Raw genomic sequence first — 12,127 nt, 5'->3', positions numbered from 1 at the left:
CCCGCCGCGCGTCCCGCGGTTCCATGCCCTGGGAGGTGCGGCCTGTGGCCGCTCAGGATCGCCAGTGCTAGAAAGGTCACATGGCGAATCGTTTCGCCGACTTGAGAAGCCTGTTCAGGTCCCTGGTCAGCAGAAGCCCGCGAAGCGTAGCCGGGCAGGTGTTCGTACTCCAGGTGGCGCTGGTCGTGCTGCTCGTAGTCGCTGGCGTCTTCGCCCTGGTCCTCCAGTCGGACCGGGACACCAACGCCGAGGCCAAGCGCCGCTCCGTCGCCGTGGCGGAGACGTTCGCGCACTCTCCCGGCGTCGTGGCCGCACTGGAGAGCCCCGACCCGAGCAAGATCCTCCAGCCGCTCACGGAGGCGGCGCGCAAGGCCGCGGGCGTCGACTTCATCGTGGTCCTGGACACCAAAGGCATCCGCTACACCCACCCCCTGCCGAACCTGATCGGAAAGCAGTTCGTGGGCACCATCGGGCCGTCGCTCGAGGGGAAGGTGTACACGGAGAGTGTGATGGGCCCACTCGGCCGGGAGGTCCAGGCCACCGTCCCCATCGACAACGCCGACGGCAAGGTCGTGGGGCTCGTCTCGGCGGGGCTGAAGGTCAAGAACGTGGCCAGTCAGGTGGCCCGGCAACTGCCGATCATCCTGGGCGCCGGTGCCGGGGCACTCGTGGTGGCCACCGCGGGCACGGCACTGGTGGGCCGACGGCTGCGACGGCAGACCCACAGCCTGGCCCCGGACGAGATGACCCGCATGTACGACCACCACGACACGGTGCTGCACTCCGTGCGCGAAGGGGTGCTGATAGTCGGCGGTGGCGGGCAGCTGCTGCTGGCGAACGACGAGGCCAGACGGCTGCTGGAGCTGCCCCCTGATGTCGAGGGGCAGCTCGTGTCGGAGCTGTCGAGCCTCGACCCCGAAGTGGCGGCGCTGCTTGTCTCCGGGCGCGAGGTCACCGATGAGGTGCACTTCGCCGGAGACCGGCTGCTGGCGGTCAACCAGCGGCACACGGACAGCGGCGGCGGCCCCATGGGGACAGTGGTCACGCTGCGCGACTCCACCGAGTTGCAGGCGGTGACCGGCAGGGCGGAGATCGCGCGGGAGCGGCTCAAGCTGCTGTACGACGCGGGACTGGGCATCGGCACCACCCTGGACGTCCTGCGCACCGCCGACGAGCTGGCGCAGGTCGCCGTCCCCCGTTTCGCCGACTTCGTCACCGTGGACCTGGCCGACGCCGTACTGCACGGTGAGGAGCCGGCCCTCACCGCGACGGACATGCGTCGTACGGCCGTGTACGGAATCCGGGACGACCACCCGCTCTACGAGGCGGGCAGGCTGATCGACTTTCTGCCGTCCACCCCCCAGGCCCGCGGCTACGGGAGTGGCCACGCCGAGCTGGTGGCCGACCTGTCGACCGCCACGGGCTGGCACGCGCAGGACCTGGAGCGCACCAAGAGGATCATGGACTACGGCATTCACACCCTCATCGCCGCCCCGATCAAGGCCCGTGGTGTCGTGCTGGGCATGGCCAACTTCTGGCGCTCCCAGCAGCACGGGGCATTCGACGAGGAAGATCTGTCGCTTGCCGAGGAACTGGTGGCCCGAGCAGCGGTCAGCATCGACAACGCCCGCCGCTACACCCGCGAGCACGCCCTCGCGGTGACCCTCCAGCGCAGCCTGCTGCCGCGAGCCCTGCCCGAACAGAGCGCCCTCGAAGTCGGCTTCCGCTACCTCCCCGCTCAGTCGGGCGTGAGCGGCGACTGGTTCGACGTGATTCCGCTGTCGGGCAGCCGGGTCGCGCTGACCGTCGGCGACGTGGTCGGCCACGGCCTGCACGCCGCCGCCACCATGGGCCGGCTGCGGACCGCGGTGCACAACTTCTCCTCGCTCGATCTGCCGCCTGACGAGTTGCTGAGCCACGTGGACGACCTCGTCGGCCGCATAGACCAGGACGAGTCGGACACTGTGAGCGCCACGGACATCGTGGGTGCCACCTGTCTGTACGCGATCTACGATCCGGTGACGCGCCGCTGTGTCGTGGCGCGTGCCGGGCACCTGGCGCCGGCGCTGGTTCTCCCCGACGGCACCGTCACCTTCCTGGATCTGCCGACCGGGCCGCCCCTCGGTCTGGGCGGGCTGCCGTTCCAGACCGCCGAGCTGGACCTTCCGGACGGCGCCCAGCTCGTCCTGTACACCGATGGCCTCGTCGAGGACCGCAGGCGCGATCTGGATGTGGGCATGGAGCTGCTGCGCCAAGCGCTGTCGGGCCACCCCGACAGGTCGCCCGAGGAGAGCTGCCAGGCCGTGCTCGACGAGATGCTGCCCGGGCGTCCCAAGGACGACGTCGCCCTGCTGATCGCCCGCACGCAGGGGCTGCCGCGCGACCGGATCGCCGACTGGGACGTGCCGCTCGACCCGGCCGCCGTGGCGGGGATGCGCGACGCGGTGGCCCGCAAGCTTGACGAGTGGGGCTTGTCCGAGCTGGCCTTCAGTGTGGAGCTGGTCCTGAGCGAGCTGATCACCAACGCCATCCGTTACGGTTCCGAGCCGATCCACGTACGGCTGATCCGCGACCGTACGCTGATCTGCGAGGTCGCCGACGGCAGCAGCACCTCCCCGCACCTGCGGTATGCCGCGACGATGGACGAGGGTGGCCGCGGCCTGTTCCTGGTGTCGCAGATCGCCGAGCGCTGGGGCACCCGGTACACGCCCCAGGGCAAGGTGATCTGGGCCGAACAGGCTCTTCCCGAGGTCTCCGGCCCGGCGGCGGCTCCCACGGGGGAAGAGGCGCCCGACCGGGACGGGGCTCAGGACGAGGGCGCTCAGGGCGGCGGCGCCTAGAAGACCGATGAAGATCTTGCGTGGGGTCCCGGCTCGAGGCCGGGCGGCCCCACTCTTCATGTGCCGGCCGGGGTGCGTGTCCAGGTGTTGTCGGTTCGGGTGAGTCCGAGGTTGATCAGGGTGCTCACAGGCATGCTCGTCGCGTAGTGCTGGGGCGTTGGCGGCAATCCGGGTGGTGTGAGAACGGGAGTTCGTTACGCCTTCGGGCGTAGCGCAAAAGGGAGACGTGCTGGACGACCTCATTCTGGACATGGAGCACGGCGCGATATGGGACCAACGAGGCGTCTGATGCACGCGGTTGGAGCAGTTATGTCTCGAACCGCGTCCGCCGGCTTCCGGCACGGAACACCCGATGGTCGTCGGTGTTGAAAGAGGCAGAAGGGTCCCGCTGCATCGGGTGCGGCCTCGTGTCGCACATGGCGCTCTTGGGTTGGCCAGGCGTGCGCTGATCAGGGCCCCTCGCGGTGGTGGGGGTCGCCGGCACGGAAAGAGGGCAGTGGCAGACGTGTCGGCGCGTCATGAAGGAGCCTGTCCGGCCTGCGGGGAAGATCGGGTCATGGTCGACGCGATGAAAGCAGTTCTCGAGGGCGGTCCTGACGATCTTCCTGAGCGGATCGTTTCCGTCTCCACGCCCGGGCTCGACATCAAAGTTCCCTTGCGCGGGGGGTACGAGCACTTCAAGGTCACGAAACGTCAGGAGGAGACCTCGCAGGGCCTGTTGCCCGTGTACGAGTGGTGGGAGCGCACGGAGCTGCCTGGGTAGGTTTCCGCTCGCAGCGTGCGGCCCCTGTGTGGAGGGGCCGCAGCCGACAACGTCAGTTCTGGTTGATGGCGGGCGGGGCGGTGCTGACGCCCCAGGTCGTGGGCTTGTCGGAAAGGCCGATCCTGATCGTGCCGGCGCGGAGCAGATCCTTGTGGGAGAGCCAGCTCTGGTGCAACGTGCCCTTGCCTGTGTGCACGGAGGACACGTACTGGAGCTTCGACGCATCGGCGCCCGGCGCCTCGATGTTGATCTTGCTTCCGTGCTCGGGCCGGATCTCGACCTTTTCGAACATGGGCGCAGTAACGATGTAGTTGGCGGAGCCGGGCTGCGCCTCAAACACGCCGGCCATGGCGAAGACGAGCAACGACGACGTGGCGCCGAGGTCGTCGTTGCCGGGCATGCCGTACGCGTCGTCGGTGAAGAGCGTCCGCATCGCACGCAGCACCGCGGACGTCTTCCACGGGGCGCCGGTCCACGAGTACATCCACGGAGTGTGGAAGTCGGGCTCGTTGTTGGGGTTGAAGGCGAAGTTGTTGTGGTAGTCGTACGCGCCGCTCACCCACGACTCCGAGGCGGCCTTCGCCGGGTCGGTGAGGACGGTCGGCATGTCGAAGAACTTGTCCAGCCGCTGCTCCGCAGCCGCCTGGCCGCCCATGAGACGGAAGAGGGTCTGCGGGTCCTGCTGGGCGAGCCACTGGTACTGCCATGCGGTGCCCTCGTGGAACGCACCGGCCTGGGTGGGGTCGGGATCACCGGCGACGGTGCCGTCCTCGTTCTTGGCGACGGGGAACCCTGAGAAACCCTGCGACGTGACGCTCGGGTCCCACAGCTTGGCGAAGTTGTCGCAACGCGAGGCGAGCGTCGCGGCCTTGTCCTGGTAGCCCAGGTCGCCGGCCATCGTGGACAGCGCACAGTCGCCGAGTGCGTACTCGAGCGTGGCCGAGCCCGACTGGCGGCTGTCGCCGTACAGATAGCCGGGCAGGTTCTGGTATCCGACCCAGCCGTTCTTGACATACGACGGATTGCCGTCACGGCCACGGAAGACCGACTGGTCGGTGGGGACCTCGTTGGCGTTCTTCCACAGGGCGTCGAAGAGCTGGTGCGAGGTGTGCTTGTCGAGCAGCCCACGCTGGTAGATGTCGACGATCCACGGGGTGATGGGATCGCCGCTCATCACGTTGGTCTCGCCGCCGCCGAGCCCCCAGCGCGGCAGCCAGCCGCCGTCCTGGTAGATGTGCAGCACGGACTTGGCCATGTCCGCGGCCCTGTCCGGGTTGAGCAGCGCCACCAGCTGGTTCTGCGAGCGGTAGGTGTCCCAGAGCGAGAACATTTGGTAGTACGTGGAATCCGCTCGGTGCACCTTGTCGTCAAAGCCGCGGTAGCGGTTGTCGACGTCGGAACCGATCGACGGGTGCAGCAGCGAGTGGTAGAGCGCGCTGTAGTACGTGCGCTGGTCGGCGGTGCTGCCGCCGGCCACGCGCATGCGGTTCAGCTCGTCGCGCCAGGCATCGTGCGCGTCGGCGCGGGCCTTGTCGAACGACTTGGGCTGCTCGGCCCCGCGGTTGAGGCGTGCGCCGTCGATGGAGGTGTAGGACAGGCCCACCGACGTACCGACCTGGTCGCCCTTGGCCGGGTCGAACGTCAGCCAGGCACCGGCGCGCTTGGTGCCGCGCGATGCTTCGCGCTGGTTCGGCGTGAGGGTGCCGTCGGTCCAGGTGCCGTACTTCGAGAACGTCCGGTCGAACTTGGCGCTGAAGTAGACCCGGTAGCGCTCCTTGCCGGTCTCGCCGCAGAAGTTGCCGCCCTGGACCCAGCCTTCCACGGTGTCGTTGCCGACCACCTTGACGTCGCCGGCGTAGGTGCTGCCGTTGCTCTCGCCGGCCTCGATGAGAACGTTCTCGGAGCCTGATCCGCCGGGGTAGGTGTAGCGGTGCTGGCCGGTCCGCTGCGTGGCGGAGAGCTCGGCCTTGATGCCGTTGTCGAACTTCACGCCGTAGTAGCCGGGCGCGCGGGTCTCGTTGTCATGACTGAACTTCGCACCGTACTGCGCCGGGTCGGACGAGGTGACCGCACCGGTGGTCGGCATGAACCGGATGTTGCCCATCGTCTGGCAGCCGACGCCCGAGAGGTGTGTGTGGCTGAAGCCGAGGATGGTGTCCTGCGCGTAGTCGTACGAGGCGTACTTGTTCAGCTGCGTGTCAGGGCTCAGCTGCACCATGCCGAACGGCGCGGCCGCGCCCGGGAAGGTGGTCCCGTCACCGTTGTTGCCGATCGATGTGTCGACCAGCGTGGTGGGATCATCAGCGAACTTCGGTCCCTGCTCCTTGGCGTTCGCGACGCCGGCGGTGGCGGAGGCCGTGGCCATAGTGGTGACGATCAACAAGGCGGTGAACACGCGTCTCAGCGCTCTCATTGCGATCCTCTCGTACGACAACGTTGTCAAATCAGTACCTGTCGATCTTTGCCCTTCCGGTGTCGTTCCGTCAATCCATCGTTTTCCGCGGCCGGTTGGGTGTGGGGAGGGGCCCTTGCCTGCGCGGCTTCGTCAGGGCGTGCCGGTTCTGGGGGAGTGTTGCAGACCCTCACGGCCCCCTCTGGGACGCCGCCCGACGTGTGGCAGGCGGCGCCGGGCGACGGCCTCGCCGAGACACCTCCTGACCTGGATCTCCGGAGGGGCGGGGCGGGTGGTCGTTCAGATGGCGTCCAGCGCCAGCCCCTTCGTCTTGGGGCCGAGGAGCCCCACGTTGAGGCACAGCAGCACCATGAGTGCGGCGGAGCCGGCGAACACCGCGGTCGCGCCGAGGTCTTCGAGGACACTCAGTGCGATGAACGGCAGGATCACGGAGACCAGCCGCGACAGTGAGTAGGCGATACCGATGGCGCTGCTGCGCAGGTTCGTGGGGAAGATTTCGGCCTGGTAGACGTGGAACGCGTTGGAGAAGACGTTGCTGCAGAGTGTCAGCAGGAAGCCGCTTCCCACGATCAGCCAGGCCGCGTCGGCGAACCCGAACAGGACGCCGAAGAAGGCCTGGCCGAGGGCGGCGACGATGATGAGGGTGCGGCGCTCGAACCGCTCGATGAGCGGAATCGACAGAGCGGAACCCAGCGGGTAACCGCAGAAGCTGAGCGCCGCGTACCCGAGCGAGGCGGTCGTCGAGTGGCCCTTGGCGGCGAGGACGACGGGGGCCAGAGAGCCGAAACCGTAGTAGCCGACGGTCTGCAGGACCTGGAAGATCCACCACATGACGGTGCGGCGGAGGTAGGGCGGCTGGAACATCCGGCGCAGTGGAACCCGCACGGTGGGGACCGCATCGGTCTCGGTCTCGGCTGCGGCCTGTCGTGGCGCGGGGCGCCTACCGGCAGTCCCCGGTTCGTTGACTGTCTCGATGTGCGCGACGACGGCCTCGGCCTCCGCACGCCGCCCCTTGGCCTCCAGCCATCGCGGAGACTCGGGGAGAGTGCGCCGCATCCATTGGATGCAGAAGGCGCCGAACGCGCCCGCCACCAGCAGCCAGCGCCAGCCGGAGACCCCGGCGATCTCGTGCTCGGCCACCAGGCGTGCGCCGAGGAGCGCCGCCAGCGGCACACCGAGGAACCCGACGGTGTAGGCCCAGGCGATGTAGCGTCCGCGCACGGCCGTCGGCAGCAGCTCGGAAAGGTATGTGTCGACGAGCACGAGTTCGGCGCCGAGCCCGAGCCCGGCGAGGAACCGGGCCGCGATGAGCCAGTTCACGTCGGGCGCGGCGGCGCACAGCAGGGAGAACGCGGAATACGTGGCGAGGTTGACCAGGAACATCCGGCGTCGGCCGAAACGGTCGGCGAGGAGTGACATGACGTTGGCGCCGACGAACATCCCCAGGAATCCGGCGGCGATGATCCACGACTTCTGGGTCTGGCTCAGATGCCAGGGCTCGGTGAGCGCGGCGGCGAGTACGCCGCCGAGGAACACCTCGTAGAGGTCGAAGAAGGCACCGATGCCGACGACCGCCGTGAGCCGTCGGTGCCAGGGACCGGGCCGCAGGACCTCGAGGCGGCGGGACACCGGTGAGGGAGAGCCGGCGGTGGAGGGGGTGGTTTGCGTCATGCGCCTGTCAGCTCCTTTCAAATGTCTGCAAGGTACACGCATATGATGCGACGTGACCATGGCCGTGACGTGGTCGGACACCGGACTCGTGGCCGTCGCGACGGGCTGTCCGGCCGGGCGTTCGGCCTGTGCTCGTACTCCGTGGTGTGGCGGTCGTTCGGGGAAGGAGTCCATCTACGAGGTGGGTTCGGGCGGGCGATGTGAAGCGCGGGCGAATGCAGCGCGGGCGAAGGGCCTTGCGGACACGGGAGTTGTCGCCGTGTTGGTGCTGCCGCTCAGCTCGGCGAGCGACCCGGACCAGATGAAGGCCTGGCAGCGGGACCTGGCAGGACGCGAGGGCCGCAGGCGGTGCGACGGGTGACCGCCGGCTGGGTGTGCAGACTGCCACGGGTGAACTCGTCGACTTCGACAGCCCGTTCGCGCAGTGGCAGCCGGCCGACGAGCCGGCCGGCCAGTCGGATCGTCATGTACCGCGTAGTCATTCACCATTGACGGGTATGCACGGCACCAGCGCGAACTGCGTCGAAAGTCAGAGAACAAGCAGGTGTTTCCGATCTCGACCGGATGACCGGCCGTGTGGACGACAACCCGAAGGATCTGCGCGTCGTTCTCGACTCTCCGCTGCCGGAGCGGGAGCATGTCGGCCATGAAAGGTGAGGCTGAAGTGGGGCGACGTAAGATACTGGGTGGTATTGCAATCCTGGGTCTTGGCGCGGCCGCCACGGGTTGCACCATTGGGCAGGGCTCGGCAGAAGCCGGTGCGAGAGAATCCGATCCAGGCAGTCAGTATGTTTTCGGATACGGGTCATTGATTCAAAGGGAATCCCGGCAGGAGACGTGGCCGAAAGCTGGTAAGTCCTTCCCGGTCTCCGTCCAGGGCATCACGCGTGGCTGGTACGACCGGGTCGACACTGCCAGCTGGGGCCCCACGTACTTGGGGGCATTTCCGGACCGGCGTGCGACCTGCAACGGCGTGATCTTCCCCGTGTCGCAAGGTGAATTGAAGGCGTTCGCCGATAGAGAGAAGGGCTACAAGCTGATCCGCATTCCTCCTGGTGACATCGCCATGCTGGACGGAAGATCGGCCCCACCGACCGGAAATTTCTGGTACTTCGGAAGCGCGTCGCGTAGGTACGTCAGTCAGGAATTCCCCATTGTTCAGTCGTATGTCGATGTATGCGTGAGCGGATGCCTGGAGGTTGAGAGTGAGTTTCCTGCGTCCCGTGCAGCGAAGTTCACGCAGAGATTCTTCACCGCCACGACCGACTGGAAGACTCCTTGGATCAATGACCGCATTTATCCATGGAGACCCTTTGTTCATGTTCCGCAAGCCAACAGGATCGACAGTCTGATCCGGGATCAGCTCGGCGAGGACATGTTCCGCTCCATCTCCCTTCCCGGTGCCGGGACCTGAGCGCTGTTGTGTAAACGATCTAGGGATGTCGGTTGGTCGGCCGGCGGGGGAGCGGGCTGCACCAGCGTTTTCAACTCAGGCCGGCGGGCGAAGAATGGCGCGTCCGGGTCCGCCGGACCACCTACTGGGCGCTCAGCCGGGACCGGCTGAGCGGCCTCGCGGCGGCGGTTACGGACCGCGGGTGGCGGATGCCGCGGGAGACGGGCTTCTTCCAGCCGCTGCTCGTGGCGCGCGCTGATACTTCCTCGGCCTGGCCGTCTGCCTGATCATCCACCGCCACGTCCAACGCCTTTGTCGGACCTCTAGGACTCTTCCGAGGAAGCATCCTTCGAAGACGCGCCCTTCGGGTACCGGACGAAGAGGATGCCCTGGACCTCGCCGTCCGGTGCGCTGTAGAAGTGCGGGGCGTCGGCCGGCCAGTGGGCGTGGCCGCCAGGTCCGGCCGTCTGCGGCGCGTCCGGCGGCCCGACGACCGCTGTTCCGGAGAGCACCATCAGGCTCTCCGTGGTGTGCGGGACATGCGCGGCCGACTCCTGGGTCGCGCCGTCGGCGATGGTGACGCGGAAGACGTCGGTGGCCGCGCTCTCGTCCTCGTACCGCTCCAGGAGAACCGCGGTGACGGCGCTGCCGGAGACTCCGCCCGCGCCCGCCGCGACGCCGGGCGGTGGGTCGTCGAGGACGGCGCTGACCGGGCGGCCGAGCGCGGTGGTCAGGGCGTAGAGCGTTTCCAAGGTGGGGTTGCGCCGGCCCGTCTCGAGTTCGGAGAGCGTGCCCTTGCCGACGCCTGAGCGGCGCGCGAGCTCCGACAGAGACAGGCCGGCGTCCTGCCGCAGCCGCTTCAGCCTGCGGCCCACCTCGTCGTTCAGACCCATCTGCCCGGTTCCGTCCGTTTCTGCGCCCACCGGCGCTTTGACGTGCCGCCACCTGCGTCCTTAGTGTTCCACAAACAGAACGTTCCGTTTACGGAACACTCGGAACCCGCGATCCCACACCCTTTTCGGAAGTGATGCCCGCATGTCCCCGCTCGCCCGTATACGCGCCACCGCACCGCCCTCGGCCGTGGCGGCGGGGCTCATCGCGGTCACCGTCGGCGTGACCAGTGCCGCTGCCATCGTGTTCACCGCGGCGCGGGCCGCCGGGGCGGACGCGCGCGAGGTGTCCTCGTGGATGCTGGCGCTCGGCGTCGGGATCGCCGTGACCTGCGTGGGCCTGTCGCTGCGGCACAAGGTCCCGATCGTCACCTCCTGGTCGACACCGGGAGCCGCGCTCCTCGCCACGAGCCTGAGCGGGGTGTCCATGGAGAAGGCCGTGGGCGCGTTCGTGTTCAGCGCCGTGCTGATCATGGTGAGCGGTCTCACGGGGTGGTTCGCGCGGATCATGGACCGGATCCCGGTGCCGTTGGCATCGGCGCTGCTCGGCGGTGTGCTGCTCGAGTTCGGGACGGGGCTCTTCTCTCAGATGGGCGGCAGTTTCGCCATCGCGTTCCCGGTGTTCGTGCTGTATCTCCTCGGGCGTCGACTGCTGCCGCGCTACGCGGTCCTCATCGCGCTCGGCGGCGGAGTTGTCGCCTCCGTCCTCACCGGGGGCTGGCATCTGGAACGGGTCCGACTGTCCCTCGCGCAGCCGGTGTTCACGGCTCCCGAGTTCGACTGGAAGGTGCTGATCAGTGTCGGCGTGCCGCTGTTCGTCGTCACCATGGCTTCGCAGAATCTGCCGGGGGTCGCCGTGCTGCGCGGCTCCGGCTACGAGGTGCCCGTCTCGCCGGTCCTGACGTGGACGGGTGCGGTGCAGGCGGTGCTCGCGCCGTTCGGGGCGTTCGGTATCAACCTGGCGGCGATGACCGCCGCGATCTGCGCCGGCGACGGGGCCCACCCCGACCGGCAGCGGCGCTACCTCGCGGCCGTGTGGGCGGGTGTCTTCTACCTGTGTGTCGGCCTGCTCGGCGCGACCGTCGCCTCGCTGCTCACCGCGATGCCGCACGCACTCGTCCTGGCCGTCGCGGGGGTCGGCATGCTCGCCACGATCGAGGCCTCCCTGGCAAGTGCCCTGTCCGACCCCGGATCCAGGGAGGCGGCCGTCGTCACCTTCCTCGCCACGGCCTCAGGCGTGACGCTTCTCGGCATCGGGTCCGCGTTCTGGGGGCTGCTCGCGGGCGTGCTCACCAGCGTCATCGTGTCGGTGGGACGACGGCGAGGGGCCGCCGCGTCCGCGCCGGCCCCGAAGCCGGTCACGGCAGCTTCGCGCACACCTGAGCGAACCTCCGTGTGAACACCGACCACGCCGAGACCGCCGCGCCCTCGTCGGTCATGGCCTCGGCGTGCAGCCGGTCCCTGTCATAGCCCTGCCGGGCCAGCAGCTCCCGGTCCCACCCGGCGATCCGGTCGGCCTCCGCCTCAGGGTGAAACTGCACACCCCAGGCCCGCGCCCCGACCCGGAACGCCTGGTGGGGACAGGCCGCGCTGGACGCCAACCAGGAGGCGCCCGGCGGCAGTTCGGTGATCGCGTCGACGTGCCGTTCGATCGCGGGCGCCGTCGCGCCCAGCCCGTACAGCAGCGGATCGTCGGCGGCTTCGGGGCGCAGCCGGATCTGTGTGCTGCCGAACTCGGGCTGCCCATGATTCGCCCGTACGCTGCCGCCCGCGACCTGTGCGAGCAACTGGCCACCGAGGCAGATGCCGAGCACGGGCGAGCCGTCGTCCAGTGACTGCGCGACGAGCCGGCGCGTGGCCGGGAGCCAGGGCGCGCGCTCGTCGTCGTCCGGCAGGAAGCCGCCGCCGAGCACGAGGAGCGGCCTGCCGTCGAGCGCCTCGGGCAGGGCCTCACCCTCGTAGGGACGCAGCACTTCGAGACCGAGTCCCGCGTCGCGCAGCCAGGCACCGACCCGGCCGGGACCGCCGCTCCTGGTGTTCTGTATGACCACAGCGGTCTGTGGGCCTGGGCCTGGGCCCGGTGCGTGCGAGGGCGTCATTGCCTCAGCTCCCCTGCTCGGCATCTGCGTTAGCCGCGTGATCCCTACGCGTTGATCA

Annotated in this window: 8 protein-coding genes; 4 read left to right on the top strand and 4 right to left on the bottom strand. The window is 68.5% G+C overall.

Annotated elements, in window-relative coordinates:
* Window positions 1–80: 80 nt before the first annotated feature.
* Both CG723_RS22750 and CG723_RS22745 read left to right on the top strand, forming a co-directional pair.
* Complete coding sequence (locus tag CG723_RS22750) at window positions 81–2,840, top strand: SpoIIE family protein phosphatase (protein WP_100595310.1); 2,760 nt, start codon at window positions 81–83, stop codon at window positions 2,838–2,840.
* A 556-nt stretch (window positions 2,841–3,396) separates the two neighbouring features.
* Window positions 3,397–3,603, top strand: coding sequence for a DUF5988 family protein (locus CG723_RS22745; RefSeq protein WP_100595309.1), 207 nt, complete (start codon window positions 3,397–3,399; stop codon window positions 3,601–3,603).
* Window positions 3,604–3,655: 52 nt separating this feature from the next.
* On the opposite strand, the gene CG723_RS22740 is transcribed toward CG723_RS22745, so the two are convergent.
* Window positions 3,656–5,968, bottom strand: a complete 2,313-nt coding sequence (locus tag CG723_RS22740; protein WP_100595390.1) for a GH92 family glycosyl hydrolase — start codon at window positions 5,966–5,968, stop codon at window positions 3,656–3,658.
* A 327-nt stretch (window positions 5,969–6,295) separates the two neighbouring features.
* Window positions 6,296–7,687 carry an MFS transporter gene (locus CG723_RS22735; RefSeq protein WP_100595308.1) on the bottom strand — a complete coding sequence of 464 codons (1,392 nt, stop codon included), beginning with the start codon at window positions 7,685–7,687 and terminating at the stop codon, window positions 6,296–6,298.
* Window positions 7,688–8,324: 637 nt separating this feature from the next.
* On the opposite strand from CG723_RS22735, the gene CG723_RS46340 reads away from it, so the two are divergent.
* Complete coding sequence (locus tag CG723_RS46340; protein WP_159032518.1) at window positions 8,325–9,101, top strand: gamma-glutamylcyclotransferase family protein; 777 nt, start codon at window positions 8,325–8,327, stop codon at window positions 9,099–9,101.
* 302 nt (window positions 9,102–9,403) lie between these two features.
* Here the strand turns inward: CG723_RS46340 and CG723_RS22725 are convergent, their stop codons facing one another.
* Window positions 9,404–9,973, bottom strand: a complete 570-nt coding sequence (locus CG723_RS22725) for a helix-turn-helix domain-containing protein (protein WP_100595307.1) — start codon at window positions 9,971–9,973, stop codon at window positions 9,404–9,406.
* 142 nt (window positions 9,974–10,115) lie between these two features.
* On the opposite strand from CG723_RS22725, the gene CG723_RS22720 reads away from it, so the two are divergent.
* On the top strand, window positions 10,116–11,369 hold the full coding sequence (locus tag CG723_RS22720; RefSeq protein WP_100595306.1) for a benzoate/H(+) symporter BenE family transporter: 1,254 nt from the start codon (window positions 10,116–10,118) through the stop codon (window positions 11,367–11,369).
* Here CG723_RS22720 and CG723_RS22715 read toward each other — a convergent pair.
* Complete coding sequence (locus CG723_RS22715; RefSeq protein WP_100595305.1) at window positions 11,329–12,069, bottom strand: type 1 glutamine amidotransferase; 741 nt, start codon at window positions 12,067–12,069, stop codon at window positions 11,329–11,331. The two genes, CG723_RS22720 and CG723_RS22715, sit on opposite strands and share 41 nt — an antisense overlap.
* Between the last annotated feature and the right edge of the window lie 58 nt (window positions 12,070–12,127).

The organism is Streptomyces sp. CB01635 (genome assembly GCF_002803065.1).
In the GTDB taxonomy this organism is placed as follows: domain Bacteria; phylum Actinomycetota; class Actinomycetes; order Streptomycetales; family Streptomycetaceae; genus Streptomyces.
This window is presented reverse-complemented; position numbering and strand designations above follow the sequence as displayed.